The sequence below is a fragment of the Coleofasciculus sp. H7-2 genome, from assembly GCF_042747725.1.
Taxonomy (GTDB): Bacteria; Cyanobacteriota; Cyanobacteriia; order Cyanobacteriales; family FACHB-T130; genus FACHB-T130.
Genome location: NZ_JBHZGO010000064.1, coordinates 19,213 through 39,177, shown reverse-complemented (window position 1 = coordinate 39,177; position 19,965 = coordinate 19,213). Strand labels below are relative to the sequence as shown.

General features: G+C 48.6%; 19 protein-coding genes. 8 read left to right on the top strand and 11 right to left on the bottom strand.

The genetic code is table 11. The features are described from left to right. Nucleotides 1-518: 518 nt before the first annotated feature. The 4 genes from ACFW2W_RS13345 (at nt 519) to ACFW2W_RS13330 (ending at nt 6,241) form a co-directional block, all read left to right on the top strand. Entirely contained in the window at nt 519-695 is a 177-nt protein-coding gene (locus ACFW2W_RS13345) for a hypothetical protein (protein WP_378178574.1), read from the top strand. Between the two features lie 461 nt (nt 696-1,156). Beyond that, nucleotides 1,157-2,929 (top strand): S8 family peptidase, encoded by a 1,773-nt coding sequence (locus tag ACFW2W_RS13340; protein WP_378178900.1) that lies wholly within the window; start codon nt 1,157-1,159, stop codon nt 2,927-2,929. Continuing rightward, nucleotides 2,926-3,156 (top strand): hypothetical protein, encoded by a 231-nt coding sequence (locus ACFW2W_RS13335; RefSeq protein ID WP_378178571.1) that lies wholly within the window; start codon nt 2,926-2,928, stop codon nt 3,154-3,156. Before ACFW2W_RS13340 ends, ACFW2W_RS13335 begins: the two co-directional genes overlap by 4 nt. Nucleotides 3,157-3,682: 526 nt before the next feature. After that, nucleotides 3,683-6,241, top strand: coding sequence for a CHAT domain-containing protein (locus ACFW2W_RS13330; RefSeq protein WP_378178568.1), 2,559 nt, complete (start codon nt 3,683-3,685; stop codon nt 6,239-6,241). A gap of 117 nt (nt 6,242-6,358) precedes the next feature. Here the strand turns inward: ACFW2W_RS13330 and ACFW2W_RS13325 are convergent, their stop codons facing one another. After that, a complete protein-coding gene (locus ACFW2W_RS13325) occupies nt 6,359-7,036 on the bottom strand; it encodes a hypothetical protein (protein ID WP_378178565.1) in 678 nt (225 codons plus the stop codon). 368 nt (nt 7,037-7,404) lie between these two features. Between ACFW2W_RS13325 and speA the strand changes: the two genes are divergently transcribed. Beyond that, a complete protein-coding gene (speA, locus tag ACFW2W_RS13320; protein ID WP_378178562.1) occupies nt 7,405-9,462 on the top strand; it encodes a biosynthetic arginine decarboxylase in 2,058 nt (685 codons plus the stop codon). A gap of 79 nt (nt 9,463-9,541) precedes the next feature. Here speA and ACFW2W_RS13315 read toward each other — a convergent pair whose 3' ends face one another. The 4 genes from ACFW2W_RS13315 to ACFW2W_RS13300 form a co-directional block, all read right to left on the bottom strand. After that, nucleotides 9,542-10,711, bottom strand: a complete 1,170-nt coding sequence (locus ACFW2W_RS13315; protein ID WP_378178559.1) for a sugar phosphate nucleotidyltransferase — start codon at nt 10,709-10,711, stop codon at nt 9,542-9,544. 202 nt (nt 10,712-10,913) lie between these two features. Further along, nucleotides 10,914-11,723: a segregation/condensation protein A gene (locus ACFW2W_RS13310; RefSeq protein ID WP_378178896.1), complete on the bottom strand. Its 810-nt coding sequence runs from the start codon at nt 11,721-11,723 to the stop codon at nt 10,914-10,916. Nucleotides 11,724-11,749: 26 nt separating this feature from the next. Next, entirely contained in the window at nt 11,750-12,169 is a 420-nt protein-coding gene (locus tag ACFW2W_RS13305) for a lipopolysaccharide assembly protein LapA domain-containing protein (protein ID WP_378178556.1), read from the bottom strand. A 386-nt stretch (nt 12,170-12,555) separates the two neighbouring features. Then, nucleotides 12,556-13,641: an AI-2E family transporter gene (locus ACFW2W_RS13300; RefSeq protein ID WP_378178553.1), complete on the bottom strand. Its 1,086-nt coding sequence runs from the start codon at nt 13,639-13,641 to the stop codon at nt 12,556-12,558. 198 nt (nt 13,642-13,839) lie between these two features. Between ACFW2W_RS13300 and pdxH the strand changes: the two genes are divergently transcribed. Beyond that, nucleotides 13,840-14,484 carry a pyridoxamine 5'-phosphate oxidase gene (gene pdxH, locus ACFW2W_RS13295; protein ID WP_378178550.1) on the top strand — a complete coding sequence of 215 codons (645 nt, stop codon included), beginning with the start codon at nt 13,840-13,842 and terminating at the stop codon, nt 14,482-14,484. Nucleotides 14,485-14,768: 284 nt separating this feature from the next. On the opposite strand, the gene ACFW2W_RS13290 is transcribed toward pdxH, so the two are convergent. Genes ACFW2W_RS13290 through ACFW2W_RS13275 form a run of 4 tightly spaced genes read right to left on the bottom strand, consistent with a single transcriptional unit; the run spans nt 14,769 to nt 17,128 of the window. Further along, nucleotides 14,769-15,101, bottom strand: coding sequence for a hypothetical protein (locus ACFW2W_RS13290; RefSeq protein ID WP_378178548.1), 333 nt, complete (start codon nt 15,099-15,101; stop codon nt 14,769-14,771). Continuing rightward, on the bottom strand, nt 15,101-15,460 hold the full coding sequence (locus tag ACFW2W_RS13285) for a hypothetical protein (RefSeq protein ID WP_378178545.1): 360 nt from the start codon (nt 15,458-15,460) through the stop codon (nt 15,101-15,103). Before ACFW2W_RS13285 ends, ACFW2W_RS13290 begins: the two co-directional genes overlap by 1 nt. Nucleotide 15,461: 1 nt before the next feature. Next, on the bottom strand, nt 15,462-16,676 hold the full coding sequence (locus ACFW2W_RS13280) for an NRAMP family divalent metal transporter (RefSeq protein WP_378178542.1): 1,215 nt from the start codon (nt 16,674-16,676) through the stop codon (nt 15,462-15,464). Beyond that, a complete protein-coding gene (locus ACFW2W_RS13275; protein ID WP_378178539.1) occupies nt 16,673-17,128 on the bottom strand; it encodes a hypothetical protein in 456 nt (151 codons plus the stop codon). The genes ACFW2W_RS13280 and ACFW2W_RS13275 overlap by 4 nt, the downstream gene beginning before the upstream one ends. A gap of 687 nt (nt 17,129-17,815) precedes the next feature. Here ACFW2W_RS13275 and ACFW2W_RS13270 point away from each other — a divergent pair. Together ACFW2W_RS13270 and ACFW2W_RS13265 are read left to right on the top strand one after the other, a co-directional pair. Then, on the top strand, nt 17,816-18,319 hold the full coding sequence (locus ACFW2W_RS13270) for a hypothetical protein (protein ID WP_378178536.1): 504 nt from the start codon (nt 17,816-17,818) through the stop codon (nt 18,317-18,319). Nucleotides 18,320-18,470: 151 nt separating this feature from the next. Beyond that, a complete protein-coding gene (locus ACFW2W_RS13265; protein ID WP_378178533.1) occupies nt 18,471-18,743 on the top strand; it encodes a translation initiation factor in 273 nt (90 codons plus the stop codon). Between the two features lie 84 nt (nt 18,744-18,827). On the opposite strand, the gene ACFW2W_RS13260 is transcribed toward ACFW2W_RS13265, so the two are convergent. Beyond that, nucleotides 18,828-19,496, bottom strand: a complete 669-nt coding sequence (locus ACFW2W_RS13260) for an HAD family hydrolase (RefSeq protein WP_378178530.1) — start codon at nt 19,494-19,496, stop codon at nt 18,828-18,830. A 128-nt stretch (nt 19,497-19,624) separates the two neighbouring features. Beyond that, nucleotides 19,625-19,960, bottom strand: a complete 336-nt coding sequence (locus ACFW2W_RS13255) for a hypothetical protein (RefSeq protein WP_378178527.1) — start codon at nt 19,958-19,960, stop codon at nt 19,625-19,627. Between the last annotated feature and the right edge of the window lie 5 nt (nt 19,961-19,965).

The window sequence follows — 19,965 nt, the reverse complement described above, 5'->3', positions numbered from 1 at the left end:
TTGGCGTAGCCGCGATCGCGAACATCGCTAGATATTTTGGCTCTGATTGGGATGCACCCGGTTTCTAGCTACGATCGAGATCACAAAGCCGTGAAGAGCCAGTCACATTTTGTGAGTCAAGCCCATCACTCAAACTTGGGGATTTCAATCAAATATTTACAGCAATAATGTCACATTTTGCTATAGGTTTCTATCACTAGATGCTCTTTATAAAACCTTCATAATTAAAAGCATCGAGTTCAACAAAGCAAGATGCAATCTCACCTTTATCTACCCCAGTTCACCATCGAGCAAGTGATTTATCAGACATTTGTTACTGGTCGAATTTCTCGCTTGGAGCAACAAAGGTTGATGTCAGCGCTATACCTAACATATTTAATTAGTATATAAGATAAAACTCTATTTGAAAAACTATTTAAAGTAAATCATCCAGTTTATTAGCATAAGAACCTAGAATTTATAACCAAGAAATCAAAAAATAGCATTTAAACCCATTTTCCAAAACTAACAAAGATTTTATGGGTCATCTACTAATGAAAATCACAGGTATAGTTATCTTAATATTTTGTTTGCAACTGCTCAATATTAAAGTTAACTTCACCAGCAGAACTCCCGATAATACTACACAAATTCAAACCTACGAACCGCCCAATCAAGGGTTCTCGGACAATAGTCAAGGCGCAGGAACGCGCTAACGGCAAGGGAATGTCTTTCTCACCTCAAACTGAGTCAGGACTTACGCAACTTGCGCGACATCTGGGGCAACCACAGGGGGATTGAACCGACAAGAAGGCTATATCAGAACTTACGCAACTTGCGCGACATCTGAGGGCAACCACAGGGGATTGAACCGACAAGAAGGCTATATGTATAAGCTTTGCGTAAGTACTGTATATGTATAAGCTTTGCGTAAGTCCTGTGAGTATTAGACGCTCATAGGCTGAAAACCCACAAGTACTCAGTAAGAATAAGGGCAGGGTTCTCCCGCTTCTAGAGAACTTTTGCAGCAGCAAGCAGCCTGATTCGGATCGCTTGCTACTGCAAAAGAGCGGTATTACTCCAAAAAACAAAAATTAATAACTAAAAACTAAATACACCACGAGGCAGATGCATGAGTTATCGTGGGGAGAAACTGGCGCTCACAAGACGGGTGAATATGAGAAAGCTTTTGATAGCGTGCTTGTTTTTATTGGGGGTAGGTTTTGCCCTGTTTAACTTCAAGGGACTGGCAGCACAAGGTGAGTTTGACTCGATTGTGCTGGATTTCCGCGAAGACGTACCAGCAGAGGTGGTGCAACAGGTGCGATCGCTTGGCGCTCAGTACAACAGCGAATTCTCCGAATCGGATCATTTGTATATCATTAAAGGCGATCGCAATCTGCTGAAAGCTCTGAAAAAATCGCCTTTAGCCAAAAAAACCGAATATATTGAACCGAACTATGTCTACAAAGCTCTGGAAGTCCCCAACGACCCAGAGTACAGCAAGCAGTGGAACCTACGGAGTATCAACGTAGAATCTGCTTGGGACGAAACCAAAGGCGCAGGTATGACAGTTGCCGTCATTGACACCGGCATCAGTCGCGTTCCTGACTTGAAAGATACCAAGTTTGTCCAAGGCTACGACTTTGTTAACAACCGCGACGAGGCGGATGACGACAACGGGCACGGCACCCACGTTGCCGGTACCGTTGCCCAAGCCACCAATAATGGCTATGGCGTCGCTGGTATTGCTTACGAAGCCAGCCTCATGCCTCTGAAAGTGTTGAGTGCAGAAGGCGGCGGCACCGTTGCCGATATTGCCGAAGCAATCAAGTTTGCCGCCGATAACGGTGCTGATGTCATTAACATGAGCTTGGGCGGTGGCGGCGAAAGTCAGGTAATGCAAGAAGCGATTGATTATGCCTACAACAAAGGCGTCGTCATCGTAGCCGCAGCAGGCAACTCTAATGAGAATTCTGCCTCCTACCCAGCTCGATATCCCCACGTTATCGGTGTTTCAGCAATTGATTCTGCCGGTGAAAAAGCCTTTTACTCCAGCTATGGTGCCGGTGTGGATATCTCAGCCCCTGGTGGCGCAATCACCGGAGAAAATCCATCGGGTGGGATTTTGCAAGAAACCATTAGCTATGACGAAAATGGTAAGTTGATTCCCACCTTTGCTGCTTTCCAAGGCACCAGCATGGCGTCTCCCCACGTTGCCGGTGTCGCGGCTTTAGTTAAAGCCTCTGGCGTGACAGAACCGGAAGAAGTATTAGGCGTCCTCAAAAAGTCGGCACGGGTGATTCCAGATGACGCTCTCAACTACTTTGGTGCCGGTCATCTCGATGCCTCTGCGGCTGTAAAACTGGCGGTGCGCGGGCAAATTACCTTCCGCGACTTCTTCCGCTGGTTGCGCGATAATGGCTATCTCAATCCTCGCTTCTGGATTGATGGCGGTGCGGTGGCACTGTTACCCAAGATTGCGATGGTATTGGGTTCTTATATCCTCGCGTGGTTCTTGCGGAATTATTTCCCCTTTGGCTGGAGTTGGTCGCTAACCAGCGGTCTGGTTGCCGGTAGTTCTGGATTATTCTTCCTGCGCGGCTTCTATATTTTCGATCTTCCCCAGTGGCCTTTCCGGATGATGGGCAGTTCGATTCCGGAACTGGGCAATACGATTCAAGGCAGTGATTTATTGAATCCCATCTTTGCCAGCGTGTTGATTCCTTTTGCATTAGTCGCATTGCTACTAGGACACCGCAGTTGGAAGTGGTTTGCGATCGGCTCGACCTTGGGCGTGGCATCCTGTTTATTAGTGAGTGCCGTAGCAGATCCGGCGATGTTGTGGTTAGGTAATGGCGCGATCGCTAGGCTATTCCTAATTACCAATGCCCTCCTGTGTATCGGACTCGCCTATTTATCCAGCAAAGGAGAAGGGCAAACAGCATGAGCATTAGCGTAGAAGGTACCATCGAACGCAAGGGACTCGGTCCAGGCACCTGGGCACTGGTCACACAAGAGGGTCAAACCTATGAACTCCACAAAGCTCCAGAAGATTTACGCAAATCGGGACTAAAAGTGAAAGTCAAAGGTGAGGTGCGAAACGACGTGATGACCTTCGCGATGATTGGCCCGGTTCTAGAAGTTAAATCTTTTGAGGAAGTCAGTTTAGATTAGTCATGAGCGATCGGCGATCGCTCATTCGTTCAAAGCGGTGGGAGCGATCGCTAATCTGCTACGTGCAACTTTTTCTTAGCTTGTCTTTTTTCTAGCGCAACGGCGCTCCCATCGCAGGGGTTGGGGATAGAAATGTCAAGCAAATTTTGCTCTTCTCCCTCTACCCACCCTTGAAGCCGGGAGAAATACAGAAAGTTGTACACCGCGTAACGAATCACAAAAAAAATCCCCGGCTCAAACCGGCGAGCCAGGGGATGTCAATCAGGGTGCATCTACCAATCTACTCTTCTGAAGGATTCCTCAACTATCCGGATTAAGTCGGGGCAAATTTAACGATTAAATTAGAAATTTTCTCCCTGCTCTTCCCGGCATCCATCAACAGCATCTGCGTTCAAAAAAAACGAAATTGCTCTTCATGGAAACTTTAAGTAAATTGAATCAATCTAGGAAGAAAGGGAAACAATTCCTCCTCCAGGTCAGAAAAGCAGCTAGAGGGTTCTAACTGAAGCAGGAGTGCATAGTAGCAGTGGCTCAGGAATTTCATATCTCTGTAAATCCCTTAGGGGAAAATAAATATTGGGTGCGGACAGAATGGGTTGCCGCACCGGGTGCCGTCCCATTTGCTGAAGAGCAGGTAACGTGGCAAGTGGAGGATTGGTTGGCTCAGGCGAGGCACCTGATGAATGATCCTTTGCTGATGGCTCTGTCTCCTAGCGATACTTCTCGATCGGGTTCCCCGAACCGAGAAGTTACTCAATCTTCTCTTAACTTGGTGGCGCTAGGGCAGCAGCTTTACGATGCTTTGTTCCAAGGGACGCTGCGAGATAGTTGGATGATCGCTCAAGCGATCGCTCAAGACCGGCAAGAAGTATTGCGGCTGCGCTTGGGATTGAAAGATAGTCGCTTACTCAGCTTGCCTTGGGAAGTATTGCACGATGGCGATCGCCCCCTAGCGACGGTCACCGATGTTGCCTTCTCCCGCTACCAGACGAGTACAAGGTTGAGAAGTCCCACCGTCTCGTTAGGTTCTGGGTCAAATCAACCGTTGCTGAAAATTTTGATGGCGATCGCCGCCCCCAACGACCAGGAAAGTTTGGCGCTCAAACAAGAAGTCAGTCACCTGCAAGCAGAACTGAGTCACCGTTCCCGGAATGGCTTACCAGAAATTCAACTCACCGTTCTGGAACAACCCGGTACGGAGCAGCTGACGCACGAGTTGGAACAAGGTCAATATCAAGTTTTCCACTACGCAGGTCATAGCGACCAAGGAGCCTACGGCGGCAATCTCTACCTAGTGAGCCGCCAAACCGGGCTGACGGAGATGTTAAGCGGGGATGACTTAGCGGGGTTGCTCGTCAATAATGGCGTCCAGCTAGCAGTGTTTAACTCTTGTCGGGGCGCTCATACCGCCGCCTCAGATCCCAGTGACGGTGCGGCAGAGGGGAATTTGGCAGAAGCGCTCGTCAAACGCGGAATCAAGAGCGTGCTGGCGATGGCAGAACGAATTCCGGATCAAGTCGCTTTGACCTTGGCGCGGCGGTTTTACGGCAATCTGAATCAAGGTTATCCGATTGACCTCAGCCTGAGTCGAGCGCGGCAAAGTTTAATTTCTACCTACGGTTCTCGCCAGCTTTACTGGGCTTTACCCATCCTCTATCTTCACCCGGAATTTGACGGTTACTTGACACCGGGTCATCATGCCATCAATGCCAAAGCAGAGCGACTTCAGTTGCCTGACGCAACTGGTGCAGACCTGGCTTGGGGAGGGCTTGGCTCTACGCTTTCTAATCGGGAGGAAGAAGCGGTATTCACGGCACCGGCTGTGTCTAGATCCGGTTTCTTAAGCACCGACGAGGCTTCAGACGTTTCCTTAGAGGATGACTTATACGGGTATGACGATCCCGACTGGGTCGATCCGGTTGATGATTTGGAGTATGACGATATTGGCTACGAAGACGACTCAGCAATGGTAGCGGATCTGTTTCGCCAGCTGAAGCCCGAACCTTTAGCAGCAGAGGCGCATAGGGAAACAGAAGCAGACCAGCAGAGGGACAGACCAGGAGAAAGGGAGAATTTGACGACCATCACCGCTCACCCGCTACTCGTGTCGAAAACATCCCCTCAACCCGTCACTCCAGCGATCGCTGCTCAGTCAGCACCTAAAAACGCGGGGTCGGAAGAATCGCTACTGGGATATGCTGCCCGGAAACCCTGGCAGCGATTCTGGCAGCGTGGGGACGGGAAGGACGCACAGCGACGAGTCAAGCGTGTCCCACTCCGAGCCTTGCTGGCGTTAGGATCGACGATGGCGATCGCGCTTTTGGGTTTCTGGTTATTGCAACGTCGTCCGCAACCTTCAGACTTGTTGTTCTCTCAGGAGAAACCGATCACCTCGCTTCCGGCGCTCCCTAGTCCCAACCTCAAAAATGTCAATCTCCAGACAGCCAATACCCCGACTGTCACGGCGATCGCTATTGAACAGTTCAGTCAAAATAACTTATCCGCCGCAGTGGTGGCTGTAGAAGAATTGCTCAACCGAGGAGCGTTACCGCAAGCCCAAGGGGCGCTTGACAACGTTAGCAAACAGAAAATCGATGACCCAGCCATTAGCTTCCTGAGAGGGCGTCTGGCGTGGCAGTCTGTTCAAACTGGCAGCAAGGATTACAGCTTGGATGATGCCCGTCGATTCTGGGAGCTAGCTGTCAAAAAGCAACCCAAGTCTGCCAAATACCTCAATGCCCTAGGGTTTGCCTACTACTTAGAAGGGAATCTCGATCGTGCTAACCAAATTTGGTTTGATGCGTTTTACTTGATAGAAGAAAAGCCAGCCGCTGTCGCCGGATCGGTTGCCCAACAAGAAGCTTTGACCACTTATGCAGGATTAGCGATCGGGCTTAGTAAATTGGCTGCATCCCAACCCGCTGATAAGCAAGCAAAACTTTTGGATGAAGCGCGTAAGCTGCGGCAAAAGGCGATCTCCGAAGACCCGGTTAACTTGCAACCCGAAGCCCTTAGTAAAAACTGGCTCTGGTCAGAAAAAGCAATTAAAGACTGGCGATCGCTACTTTCGGCAAGTCAAAAGTAATTAGCTAAAAAATATTTACTTGCATCTTGAATTCTGGTATTTGGTAAAAAAATTTGAGTTTTGAGTTTTGAATTAAAAACTTTCTTCAAACTCAAAACTCAAAACTTTCATTAACGATTACTTTTTGAGCAACGAAGAGAGAGACTGCCGCTTTCGCATATCCATGATTTCTGCCAGACTATCCTCGCCCCAATCCAGAGGATGATTTTCGTCTGGAGGCACCACTGTTACCTCAGTCATCCCATAATTTGTCATCATTAGGGGCACTTCTTGAGGTTTAGGGAAGTCTTCTGCCGCTTGCTTTGGCGGCATGGGACGACGCTTTTGAGTCGGGTGGGGTGTTTTTTTGCGGACGCTTGCAGTCGGCTTTGACCGTTTGAGAGATTTACGCTGCGATGAACGACTCAGGTTCAGCGCTATCAACAGCGTTCCAGTGACAAAGCCCAATGCGATCGCACCATACAACCACCGTGGCACTTCCGGTTGCTTCGGAGCTTCCGGAACCACTGTAAAGCTTGGCAACGGGGTCTCGGATGACTGACTGGTTGTGAAGCTTGGCAGTGGTGGTGTCTCTGGTTCTGGAACCGTCGTTACGGTAGGCATTGGTTCAACAGGTTTAGATTCCTCCGGCTCGACGGGGCCTGTACTAACTAGACCTAGCGCTGCTACTGCGGCGATGGTAATCACGGACGCCCACAAACCACCCCAAAAGGCGAGTGGGTACTTCTGAACCATCTGGTACAGAAAAACAAGGCTAAAGCGCTGTATAGGAGGCTTATCGGGCTGATTGAGCATTGAACGCCCTCAACTAGCACGGCTGATAGATATTGGGTAATTTATATCAAAGTTTTATCAAAATTTGAAAAACTCGGTATAACTCACTAGAGGCAGATTTTAGCAAAAATTGTCTGCCATCTTTCAGACAAAGAAATTTAGTAACCAGGAAAAAGAGGTGGTTGTAGCAGGCAAGAAGCCGAGCTTTTGCAGCTTTGAGAGTTTTCAAAGCAGAGAATTACTCATAGACAATCCCCAAGTGCAAATTTTGGAATGGGAATTAAACAGACATCCAACCGCAGGTACTGATTCAAGACAACACGCCTGCCTATGATGAGTGAATGCGATAGACTAGCTACTCGACAGGGGACAGGGAGGATAGATAAAAAATGGGCGAGCAGTTTACGCCAGCAATTGAAGAAGAGCCATCACAGGAAGAAATTGTGGCACAGAGTTCATCGAATAACCCTGGCACCTCCGGTGCCCTTGCCCGGAGAAATGCAGGACGGGAAAAACATGACATGGCTTTGACGCGGATAAGCCGTGAAAGCTCGCCCCCATCCTGGTCAATAGAAGAGAGTGAGAACCTGTATCGGATTGAAGGTTGGGGTCAACCGTACTTTTCGATTAATGCAGCCGGTCACGTTACAGTTTCTCCGAAGGGAGAGCGTGGTGGTTCTCTGGATTTATTTGAACTGGTCAATGCCCTGAAGCAGCGGAATCTGGGGCTGCCACTGTTGATTCGCTTTTCAGATATTTTAGAAGACCGGATTGAGCGATTGAACGCTTGTTTTGCGAAAGCGATCGCTCGTTACAACTATTCCGGTACTTACAAAGGCGTCTTTCCGGTCAAGTGCAACCAGCAGCGGCACTTGGTTGAGGATTTGGTGCGATTTGGTAAACCCCATCAGTTTGGCTTGGAAGCTGGCTCGAAGCCAGAGATGATGATTGCTTTGGCGATGTTGGATACGCCTGGGGCATTACTCATCTGCAATGGCTACAAAGACCGGGAATACATCGAAACGGCGATGTTAGCTTCTCGACTGGGGCAAACGCCGCTGATTGTGTTAGAGCAGGTTGAAGAAGTACAACTTTGTATTGACGCCAGCCGTCAGTTGGGAATTCGGCCAATTTTGGGCATCCGGGCGAAGCTGAGTACCCAAGGTGTGGGACGCTGGGGAGGATCTACGGGCGATCGCGCTAAATTTGGTTTGACCATTCCCGAAATTATCCAGGCAGTCAACCAATTACAAGACGCTGACTTGCTGGATTCGCTGCAACTGTTGCACTTCCACATTGGCTCTCAGATTTCTGCGATTAACGTCATTAAAGATGCCATCCAAGAAGCTAGCAAGATTTACGTCGAGTTAGCCAAGCTGGGAGCTAACATGAAATATCTCGATGTCGGCGGCGGTTTGGGCGTGGATTACGACGGCTCTCAAACCAATTTCTATGCTTCCAAAAATTACAATATGCAGAACTATGCCAACGATATCGTGGCAGAGTTGAAGGAAGCTTGTGCCGAACACCAGATACCCGTTCCTACGCTGATTAGCGAGAGTGGGAGAGCGATCGCTTCCCATCAGTCGGTGCTGATTTTTGATGTCCTCGGCACTAGCGACGTGCCATCCGGGGCACCCGAACCCCCAAAAGAGGGCGAATCTCCGATTATTAATTATCTCTGGGAAACCTACCAATCCATTAATGAGGAGAATTTCCAAGAGCTATACCACGACGCCACTCAATTCAAAGAAGAAGCCATCAGCCGATTTAATTTGGGGATTTTGCGCCTCACCGAACGAGCTAGAGCCGAGCGTCTTTACTGGGCTTGTTGTGAAAAAATTCTAGCGATTACCAGGAAGCAGGAATACGTTCCCGACGAACTGGAAGACCTGGAAAAAATCATGGCTTCCATCTACTATATCAACCTGTCTGTCTTCCAATCAGCGCCGGATTGTTGGGCGATTGACCAGCTGTTTCCCATTATGCCGATTCATCGGCTGGATGAGGAACCAACGCGGCGCGGAATTTTGGCAGACCTCACCTGCGACAGCGATGGCAAAATCGATCGGTTTATCGACCTGCGAGATGTCAAGTCGGTTTTAGAACTGCATACGCTGAAGTCTGGCGAACCTTATTACCTGGGGATGTTCTTGAATGGAGCTTACCAGGAAATTATGGGCAATCTGCACAACTTATTTGGCGATACCAATACGATTCACATTCATCTGACCCCCAAGAGCTACAGAATTGAACACGTCGTCAAAGGTGACACCATGAAGGAAGTCTTGGGTTATGTACAGTACGATTCCGAGGATCTGATTGAGCAGATTCGTCGGTTATGCGAACAAGCACTCCTAGATAAGCGCATTACCATCCAGGAATCCCAGCGATTGCTGCAAAACTACGAGCAGAGTTTGAGTCGATACACTTATCTCTCGTCGTGATGGGGAATGGGGGATGGGTAATGAGTAGAGAATTTACTTGTTATCGACTACCCATTACCGATTACCGCTTCCCGATGACTTAAATCGCTTCCATCCCCAGCAGATCGGCGATCGCTTGCCGTTCTGCTGGCGGATTAGAGGGCAGAACTTGACGAGCATCGTTAATCAGCCAATCGAGGGCTGCGGCTTGGACATCAATCGTGGCACCCGTCTTATCCACGCAGTAGCGTCCAAACACCAGCTTATCGACTAAGCGCACTCCTGGGCCTAGGCGGGAGTATTCAAAAATTACGCTATTTTCCACCTTCGCGCCGCTGCACACCCAGCAATTGGGTCCAATGTAGGTGGGACCGACAATCTTGGCTCCATCTTCAATGCGCGTCATGGCACCGATGTAGACAGGACCTGTGATGTCAACGTTGTCCCAGTTCACCGCCACATTCAAGCCCGTATAAATACCGGGAGCCACTTTCTGTCCGGGAATTGCCACATTTTTGACTTCTCCCAGTAACACGCTGCGAATTGCCCGCCAGTAGTCCGGCACTTTGCCAATATCCACCCACTGGAAATCCATCGGGATGCCGTAGAAAGGCGCACCCATTTCTACCAGTTTGGGGAACAACTGACCACCGATATCGTACTCCTGACCAGAGGGGATGTAATCCAAAACTTCTGGCTCGAAAATGTAAATCCCGGTATTGATATTGGTACTGAGCGCTTCCTCCACTGCCGGTTTTTCTTGGAAGGCTTTGATTCGTCCCTCTTCGTCGGTGACGACGACTCCGTAACTGGAAACCTCATCCCGTGGCACTGATTTCATCACAATCGTCGCGATCGCGCCTTTTTCTTTGTGCCACTTCACCGCTGCGGTCAGATCCAAGTCAATCAGCGCATCTCCACACAGCACCACAAAGGTGTCGTCAAAAAACGGAGAAAAATCTTGGATGCGCCGCATCCCACCAGCCGAACCGACCGCTTCGCCGATCAATTCGCCATTTTCTTCAATCCGGCCTTCAAAGGAATAGCCAATTTGCACCCCAAAACGCTGACCATCCCGGAAATAGCTTTCAATTTCGTTAGCAAGATGGCTGACATTGACCATGATCTGGTCAAACCCATGCTGCCTGAGCAGTTCCACCAAGAACTCCATCACTGGTTTTTGCAGAATTGGAATTAAAGGTTTGGGAATGGTGTAGGTAATCGGACGAACGCGGGTACCTTTACCAGCCGCCAGAATCATGGCTTTCATGAATATTTTTTCCTCAACCTAGGCCACTTTGTTTTCGTGCATTTAGCTGCATTCCATCCCTTGACTGAAGGCAAAGGATGGCGGGTCAAACATTTTAGTCGATTGACCTTGTCGATATTCTAGATGTTTCTACCCCTAGCGTTTAATCAACGTACCGGCAGTCGCTGAATGCGCCCCTGTGAAAGTACAGAATCATCATTCGCTAAAGCGTTCGGATTTTTAGGTCTTGGTAGAACTCCTCTTGGGCTAACTCTACCTTAGACTGAGCAGACAGGAGTAACAGCGCCCAAAAAACTCCCACTCGGTCATGGTGTTTCGGCGCAGTATCCACCTCTTCAGGCAATTGATGCGCGTTTAACGGTGCTGAGAGTTGTCTTACCCCTGCCCATAACTCTAGCAGCTGGTCTAATTCCAGCCAATCCTGACCAGGGGGCATTTGGGGCCAATGACCGCTCAAAAAGCGCTCTAACTGAGCTGCGGTTTCGGTCAGATTTTCCTGGTGAGCGAGGGCAGCGATCGCGCGGGCGGCTTGGGAACGGGACTGGGCGCGATAACTGGGGTCTTTGGTCGCGTTTGGGCCAGCAGGTTTTTCTTCCAGTACAGTGGCTATCTGCTGTAGCTGTTCGATTAATTCCTGTAGGGTGACGCGACGAGTTTGAGGAGGCATTGCTGTCCCTCGGCGTCGCAAATGGCGTTCCAGCCGCGTTGGCAATTGTCTGGGATCGGCGGCGGTGTCGTCCAGCTCGTCGGTGGGATCGAGATTGTCTGGGGTCGATTGCGTAAAGAGCGTATCCGCCTTGAGTAACACCAGCATGGATGCATATAGAAAAGCCTGCCCGGATTGGGACAGTTCTACTTCAAAGGTGCCAGAGGGCTTGTTCCCGGCTTTCTCCAGTTCCAATAAGCACCGATCGATCGCCTCAATCACCTGGACATCCCAGGGATCAATTTCTCCCCGCTGAGCCAAATCGATTAAAAGGGCGATCGCTTCCTGGGCTGGGCCAATGGTCATCGGCATAAACTCAAGCTCAATTGAAGCTAAATTGATTGGGCAAGGGCTTCCTGTTCTTTTGCTGCCGCGAGACTAGCTAGCTTCCCCCCATTCGCCTCTGTGTCTTCAGTCTGGAGGGTAGCGTTTAAGGGCAGGCTTTGTTTCTCTTCGATTTCTGCCTTGTAGTGTTCAATATTTTCCTCTAATTCTTGGATGCGCTCGTCTTTGGCACGCATCTGACGCAATTGTTTTCCGGATTCTAAACTTCGCAGCAACCGCGTCCAGATACTAAAAATCCACGCTAAGGCAGCTCCAAGACCTGTCGCCAGAATCAGTTCAATACACAAGGGCGCTTGCACTTCGACACCTTGAACAATTTGAATGGCGGCAGGCTCGGTATTTTCTAAGCTGAATAAAACTAGCGCTAGTAACACCGCGAAGATCAGCAAAAAATTAATCTGTCGCATCAGTTAACTCCTAAACAATGCAGATTCATTGTTAATTTTACAAGGAAGAACAGGATGAATTAGCTATTTAAGGATGAGAATGAGTTGAGCCTCACCTATCCTAATCTACGTCCACGCCAAGTGCATATACTCTTCAGTTTTGAGAAAATAACGAACCAAAAAGCTGCAACTGTTAATGTTGTCTGAGTGCAGGAGCGATCGCGCTGATTTTGGATGACAGTGGAAGCCGATTTCTCCTCATAGAACAAAAATAAAAGTGTTGAAATGACACGAGACAAACCAATATTGAGGATCGTGCAGAATCTTTTTTTAGTTCGCCAGCGCATCCTAGCTTGGTTTGTTGTGCTGATAGCTTTTAGGGCGGGGGTATCTATTCTGGTAATCCTTCAACTGTCATTGGGGTTTCGAGAAACAGTCTGTGTCGTCACAACTGAGGGCTGACGCAAAAGGCGGATGGTATCGATAGTGTCCTTAATCGTACCCGCGAGGGGCACAGACACCAGAATCCCGACCAGTCCAGCTATCTGACCTCCTATCAATAAAGCGATAAAGATCCAGATCGGATTGAGTCCGGTGAAATCGCCCATTAACTTAGGAGCAAGGAGGTTATCTTTGATCTGCTGCATGAAAATCGATGCGATCGCTACCCAAACGGCTAGCCAAAAATCTTGCAGCATCACCAGAAGCGTCACCAAACCAATCCCCAAGGTAGCGCCGATAAAGGGAATAAGTTCGGCAACCCCAATCAGCAAGCCAAACAAAAGGGCAAACGGCAGGTTCAGACTCAAAAAAATTGGCGTCAGCGTTGCCATCATAAACAGTCCTAGGAGGACTTGGGTAATGAAAAAGTTCTGAAAGTTCAGCCGCAGGGATTCGCTCAATGGCAGACCGATTTGAGGTGGGAGAAGGTTAAACAAACTTTTCCACAAGCGATCGCCATACAGCAACATATAAAATGCCAGCACCACCACGAACACGACATCAATTAATCCGGTCAACGTTCCTAGCGCCACGCCAAACGCCTGACTAGCTAGAGCCTGCGCTTGGTTTTCGATCTGATAACTGACGCGACGGCTAAACCCTTTGAGATCCAAAGGCAAACGACGAGTTTTTGTCCAAGTGTCCAACTGATCTAGATTTTGATTGCTTGCCTCTAACCAATCTGGAATGTTTTTTAACAGTTGAGTCGTTTGATCTACCAATATCGGTACCAGGGTCACGCCCAAAATGACAAGTAGCGTTAAAGTCGCCACCAAAACGATAATTACCGCCTGCGTCCGATTGAAGCGAACCCGCTCTAACATCCGCACCGGGTAATTCAGTAAAAAAGCCAGAATTGCCGCAATGGTGAGGATGGTAATTAGATGCTCAAAATAGCGAAATATCTGGGACAGAACCCAGATATTTAGAGCCACAATCGGGCCGGTCAAACCGAGAATCAGCAGGCGTTGAAGATTGGCTGAACGGCGCATCGCACTCACAACCTCTAGCAGTGGCTCCCTGGGTACTCGTAGAACGACTGGCTAGACTTTAAACTCTAGCCCATAGACAGTCTAAAGTCTAAAGTCCATAAACATAGCCGCAAGTGATAAGTTTTTTTGTAGGATGTATGAAAACTGGGGTCAAGCAAGGCTTGAAAATACTTAATTAGGGATTGAAAAAACATAAAGATGGATACAAGCGTAGCCGATCTGCGTAAAGATTACACCCAATTTGGACTTAGCAAAGCGGATAGTGACCCCAATCCCTTTCAACAATTTCAAAAGTGGTTTGACCAAGCACGGGCAGCTCAGCTTCTTGAACCCAATGCCATGACTGTTGCGACCGTCGGGGCTGATGGCAAGCCTAGCGCCAGAATGGTGCTGCTCAAGGACTTCGACGAACAAGGCTTCGTGTTCTACACGAACTACGAGAGTCAAAAAGCACAACAACTTCTCGTCAATCCGTGGGCGTCCTTGGTCTTCTGGTGGGCGGAATTGGAACGCCAAGTGCGGATTGAGGGACGGGTGGAGAAGGTGTCAGATGCTGAATCAGAAGCCTATTTTCACAGCCGTCCGCTCTTAAGCCAGCTAGGGGCTTGGGCTTCGCGGCAAAGCCAAGTCATTGAAAGCCGCGAGGTACTTGAGCAACGGTTGCAGGAACTCAAAGAGCAATATGAAAATCGGGAGATTCCTCGACCGCTACACTGGGGAGGCTTCCGAGTCATTCCCACAGCAATTGAATTTTGGCAGGGGCGTCCGAGTCGGCTGCACGATCGCTTGTACTACCGACGGCTTGACGATGGCAACTGGGTAATTGAGCGATTATCACCTTAACGAGGAACTGTAGAGGGCGCAGAGGAAGAGGGATTTCTCTGCATTCTCTGTCCTGTGCGGTTCGTTTATAGCGGGTCTCAGTTGACTCAAATACAAGACCTAACGGTTCTTGTATTTGTAGGTTGGGTAGAGCGTAAGCGAAACCCAACAAATGCTTATGCTACCTTTTTTTGGATTTTTAGCTCCCAAGTTAAAAATTCTTTTCCCATTCCTAATAGGAGGAGTTGGGGAGAGGTCACAATATAGGGCAATTTTGCTGTGATGGTCGCAAAATCTCCAATTTCCTACTGCGAATTTGATTGCTCCAATGTCTTCAATTCTTCTAGAGTACAGCGCAAGCGCGGCTTTTGAGGGTCAGCCAAATCCATCTGTTCCCACGGCACCTCATACCCACCGTGCAAGTTACGCGCTCCCAAACTGTGCAAAATCGCTAACCCAATTGTCCAAGTTGATAACCGTTCTAACAGAGCGGGAACCCCAATCAGGTATCTCCGGACAATCCATTCATCGCCTTCCCGTTCGGCTCGCACCTCCTCAAGGCGTCCGACGGGTTTGCCGGTCGAATCTAGCACTTGTTTGCCCAGGAGCAGTTCTAGATGTATTTCACTATGAGCCATTATTTTGCCCCTGGAATCCGCCCAATGATGCGATCGCGCAGCCATTGTTCGTAGGCTAACGCTGGCGTTGCTTCGGCTTCGAGATCGACTTCGACATCAATGCCAACGTCGCGCACCTTGGATAGAGGAATCCGAAACGGTTGGCTGTGCTTAGCACCCCACTTGTTTAAGATTGCTGCTACCCAACGTTCCAATCGCGGGTGCAACCGTCGCGCCAGAACTGTTGCACCTACTTCGATGTAAGCCAGTCGTGGTGGTTCTCCATCTCGCAATTCCATTACAATCCCGTCAATTTTGCCCATTTTCTGCTGATTGCGATCAACTAGCTGGTTATCGAGAACATCTCGAATGATATCCATCTCAGCCTCCAATAATTTCTAGGGGGATGGCAACAATTGCTAGTACAAAAGCTAGCGCGATCGCCAAGATTACAACGCTGTTACTAATCCAACCATTACGATACTGACCGACATAAGATTCATCATTCATTAAAACCAGAAAAGGCAAAATCACGGGTGGCAAAATCAGCGTAGTGATCGCCATTGAGAAGAGAGTCAATTGCAAAGGATCGATACCAAATACCATCAGCAGTGAAGCGAGAAAGACGAACGCGGTGTAGACGAAACTAAACCGTGCGGCATCTTTCGGGTGCAGATTTTCGCCCCAATTCCACCCCATCGCTTGAGCCACAATGTAGGCGGTGTCGAGGGTAACTTCCAGGGCTGCGCCAAAGCAGGCGATGCCCAACGATGCTGCAAACAGGATAAAGCCCCAGTAACCAAAAGGTTGTGTTAGCATCAGCGCTGCCTGTTCGTAGCTATCCACTTGGATGCCTTGGGGATAAAGGACAAGTGCCGCCACAATTAACACTCCAAGCGATACAATGCTGCCGAAGCCCATGCCTAAGATCGCAACGGCGCGATTCACACCGATATACTTTTCATCCCACTTGTCTTCTACTACACCGGATGAGTAGAAATAAAACAAATAAGGGCTGATTAATGCACCCAAAATGCTAACAGCAATAAATAAATAATGTGCGGTGTCATGTTTGGGTAGGGTTGGCAATAAACCCGTGCCAAGTTCTGTTAGATTTGGATGCAGTTTGAAGGTGGCGACGACAAAAACAAGTGTAATTAGTCCTAGGAGTGAAACGCCATTTTCGATGAGACCAAAGGTTCCTTTCCACAAAAGTAACCAGATGGCAAATGCAACGGGTAGAGCATACCATTGAAAACTAATACCCGTTACCAGTTGTAGGGCAATACAAACACCACCAATTTCAGCGGCTAGCACCAGAAAATCAACCAGGATTTCAGCAATTAGTGGAATGATATAAAAATTGAACCCAAACCGTTCGCGTACTGCATCCGCTAGAGTATGTTTGCTGACGGCGGCTAATCGTCCTGACATTTCTACTAGAAACATTACACAAATGGTGCCTAGGATAATTACCCAGATTAGTTGGAAACCAAATGTAGAACCTGCTTCAGATGCGGTGGCGATCGCTCCCACATCCAAGAAACCTCCGATACTCGTAACAATTCCGAGGGCGATTTCTAGGATTTTACTCATTGCTGTACACCTACACTTTTTGCCTGCGTGTTAAGCGCGTGATTTTCCTTGGTTAATTCTTGGATTTGTTGAGCTACATTCGGGCGATCTTCCCGCTCAATTCCCTGCGATATCTGACTCAGCGTGACCTCAAGATGATGTAGCTCCTCCAGAAGTTTTCGCTCTGGTTCTGTGGAAGCTTGTAGTGTTAGCTTACTTGTTTCTTTTTCGAGTTCTTGCTTCGCTTTTTTCAGTGTTTGTTTGGTATAGGCTGTGGGAACAGCACCGCGTATCCAAGCATTACTCACCATTTGAACTGTTGCTGCCCACGAGGTGACAACTTGTAGATCCTTTGTTATGTTTTTAGTGGAGGATTGACTGCTACAAGCGGTTAATAATGTCAACAACAATAAAGGACTACCTACCCGTATCCATTGCATCTGTTTTGACCGTTTCACTAAGGCAGCATTCATAAGACTATTCTTGTCTGCCTGGAACTGTCATTATGTATACCATTTGAAGGATTTCCGAGGAAGATTGGTTGATTATTGAAGCATACAATAAAATCGGGCGATCGCTTCACGGAGCATTTATAGCAATTCAAGGGTTGGGTGCAATACATCTGTAGGGGCATTTTGATTGCCATGCCCCTACTAAACGTGAGAACGGCAATATATTCCACCCAACTCTGGAAACGCTATATTTGCTGGTTTGTATATTTTTTTATACAGTTTTGCCTAAAAAATTGACATAAGGCATCAACAGAGCTAATTAGTGATTGTAGGCGATCGCTCTCCCGATGACTCCGCTGGCACATCAACCGAACGATAGGGAGGCAAAACCCCTATTAGGAGGCAATTGCTTGTTGTCAAATACTGACTAATTTATGACTAACTTTCGGGTCTATTCCTTTTGGATAAAAGACTAGCCAAAATTTCTATCTAGAGTTGTAGACAATTGTCAATAAATTGGTTCATGATTCAAGGGAAACAAAAATACTGTACTTGTGCTGTTGTTCAGTCATTTGCAAATGTCCCATTTCAACTGCTTGTTGGAAATTAATTGACATTGCCTAAAAAAGTGTTTTTGCAACAGCGCCAGGTTTTCCCATAACAGCTCGATAAAAAGGCATCCTGAAACGGAGGGAGAACAGGAAATCGATGAATACAATAGCCCCGCAGGGTAAAAGATTTTTACGCCCAATGGCGCTGCTGCTTTCAGCGTTGCTAATGGTTCCGTTTTTAAATGCTTGCGGAGAGTCGCAGACTAGCACTCCGCCGCCACCTGTTGACGATACGCGGGGTGGAACAGTGACCAATCCTGCCCCCACAAACCAACCCCAAGCCAAGAAAGGATTATCAACGGGTCAGAAAGTGGCAATCACTTTGGCGGGTGCAGCCGCACTCTACTATCTTTACAACAAGAATAAGAACAAGCAACAGCAGGGGGCGCAGGGGAAATACTACCTTTCCAAGAACGGGCGCGTTTACTACCGCGATGCCCAAAATCGCGCTCACTGGGTAACGCCACCAGCTGAAGGAATTCGAGTTCCGGAGGAGGAGGCGCAACAGTATCGTGACTTCCAGGGCTATAATAACAGACCCACGGGGCGCGACCTGAAGGGACTGCCTGAAGCGAGTGAAGCCCCAGTCCCAGCACAGTAAGCGCTGCTATCCCTGCGTTGCAAATATGCGATCGCACCACTAGCCACGAAAAACGCCCGAAAAACGCCCGTAAGATACACAACGGCAATGTGGAATAAATCCGTACCCTCTACACAGCCGTTTCAACACCAATTGAAAAAGGAGACAAATCATGGTAGATGGGTTTTTTAAAAAGGTGCAGGATGCCGTGCTTGGGTCTAATGACGACCAAGACGCTACCAACTACGACGATCGGGAAGTCCGCCCCGCCAGCGAAGATCCGTTTGGCGATCCGGCGGATTCCGGAGAGTACGGCGATGTCCGCCCCGCCAGCGAAGATCCATTTGGCGATCCGGCGGATTCCGGCGAGTACGGACAGTTTGGTGATGTTCGTTCTGCTAGTGAAGATCCTTATGGCGATCCCGCAGACGAAGAATACGCTTAATGGTCAGGCTTTCGCCACCATTTCCGACATAAAACCGTAAAAAAAAGGCAGTGGCGAATGATGCTGCTGCCTTTTTGACTAGAGTTATATAGATGGGTTTAAGGGAGAACTGGCATAATTTGCTAACAGATCGGCTGGGTTGTCGTAGATAGCGATCGCATCCTTGAGTTGATTATCGTCAAAGCCACCACAGCGCACCGCAATTACACCCACGCCAGCTTTATTCGCAGATTCAATATCGTAGGGTGTATCGGCAATCATCACTACCTGATTTGGTTGCATCTGGATCTTCTTCAATGCTGCTTCCACGATGTCTGGTGCTGGTTTAGAGGCATCGGCGTCGCTAGATGTTGTCGCTTCATCAAGTAGATCGTCAACTTGTGCGGCTTTCAGCAGCGGGGAGAGTTCTTGACTCGATGCAGAGGTAGCGATAATCAGCTTTAATCCAGCCTGCTGCATTTGCAAGATCAGTTCTCTCGCGCCCTTTGTAGGAGGCAATGTTGGTGCAAAGCGGTTGACCATCAGTTCTCTACGCTTCTGGGAAACGGCTTTCCCATCTCCTTCTTCGTCATTTAATTCCGGCACCATTTTCGGGATAATGTGATCGCCACCCATCCCAATCAGCGGTCGAACTTTATCGAAGGGTACGTCATAACCATACGCTGCAAATCCCTCAACCCAAGCTTGGGCATGAGCATCATTGCTCAGAACCAGGGTACCATCGACATCTAAAATTACGCCTTGCAATTTCATTGTTGTATTAATTTGGGATTTTGTGTTTGTCCCCCTTTTTTAAGCGGGATTTTCTTGGCTTTGATTACCGCTTCCATCCCTTCAACCCCCCAATTCCTAGGGAGGCGAAGAAAAAGTGCGATCGCTTGCTAATTTGACACTACCGCTGGCAGCACTTCCGGGTCATCATCCAACGAGAGGAGGAATTGAATGATATCAGTCTGATCTTGGGGAGTGAAACCAGCCTCGGTGTCTACCCAATAAGCGTGTCCGCTGCCGTCTACATTCGACTGTTGTAAGTCAGAATTCTCTCGGTTAGCGGCTACCGTGGCTTCGCGCAGGTGGCGATCCAGCAGCACTCGCAAGCTAGCGCTGGGATCGGGCTGGATATTTTTGAGCAACGTACCTGCCATACCCAGCCGATTGGGATCGGCAACGCTAAAGCCATCTTCATCTCGCTTCAGTGCTTCGGAACTGGCTGCCACACCGC

Bases quoted from the DNA above. Each gene is read 5' to 3' on its own strand.
- ACFW2W_RS13345 (WP_378178574.1), top strand. From the start codon at position 519: ATGGGTCATCTACTAATGAAAATCACAGGTATAGTTATCTTAATATTT.
- ACFW2W_RS13340 (WP_378178900.1), top strand. From the start codon at position 1,157: ATGAGAAAGCTTTTGATAGCGTGCTTGTTTTTATTGGGGGTAGGTTTT.
- ACFW2W_RS13335 (WP_378178571.1), top strand. From the start codon at position 2,926: ATGAGCATTAGCGTAGAAGGTACCATCGAACGCAAGGGACTCGGTCCA.
- ACFW2W_RS13325 (WP_378178565.1), bottom strand. From the start codon at position 7,036: ATGCTCAATCAGCCCGATAAGCCTCCTATACAGCGCTTTAGCCTTGTT.
- speA (WP_378178562.1), top strand. From the start codon at position 7,405: ATGGGCGAGCAGTTTACGCCAGCAATTGAAGAAGAGCCATCACAGGAA.
- ACFW2W_RS13315 (WP_378178559.1), bottom strand. From the start codon at position 10,711: ATGAAAGCCATGATTCTGGCGGCTGGTAAAGGTACCCGCGTTCGTCCG.
- ACFW2W_RS13310 (WP_378178896.1), bottom strand. From the start codon at position 11,723: ATGACCATTGGCCCAGCCCAGGAAGCGATCGCCCTTTTAATCGATTTG.
- ACFW2W_RS13305 (WP_378178556.1), bottom strand. From the start codon at position 12,169: ATGCGACAGATTAATTTTTTGCTGATCTTCGCGGTGTTACTAGCGCTA.
- ACFW2W_RS13300 (WP_378178553.1), bottom strand. From the start codon at position 13,641: ATGCGCCGTTCAGCCAATCTTCAACGCCTGCTGATTCTCGGTTTGACC.
- pdxH (WP_378178550.1), top strand. From the start codon at position 13,840: ATGGATACAAGCGTAGCCGATCTGCGTAAAGATTACACCCAATTTGGA.
- ACFW2W_RS13290 (WP_378178548.1), bottom strand. From the start codon at position 15,101: ATGGCTCATAGTGAAATACATCTAGAACTGCTCCTGGGCAAACAAGTG.
- ACFW2W_RS13285 (WP_378178545.1), bottom strand. From the start codon at position 15,460: ATGGATATCATTCGAGATGTTCTCGATAACCAGCTAGTTGATCGCAAT.
- ACFW2W_RS13280 (WP_378178542.1), bottom strand. From the start codon at position 16,676: ATGAGTAAAATCCTAGAAATCGCCCTCGGAATTGTTACGAGTATCGGA.
- ACFW2W_RS13275 (WP_378178539.1), bottom strand. From the start codon at position 17,128: ATGAATGCTGCCTTAGTGAAACGGTCAAAACAGATGCAATGGATACGG.
- ACFW2W_RS13270 (WP_378178536.1), top strand. From the start codon at position 17,816: ATGAATACAATAGCCCCGCAGGGTAAAAGATTTTTACGCCCAATGGCG.
- ACFW2W_RS13265 (WP_378178533.1), top strand. From the start codon at position 18,471: ATGGTAGATGGGTTTTTTAAAAAGGTGCAGGATGCCGTGCTTGGGTCT.
- ACFW2W_RS13260 (WP_378178530.1), bottom strand. From the start codon at position 19,496: ATGAAATTGCAAGGCGTAATTTTAGATGTCGATGGTACCCTGGTTCTG.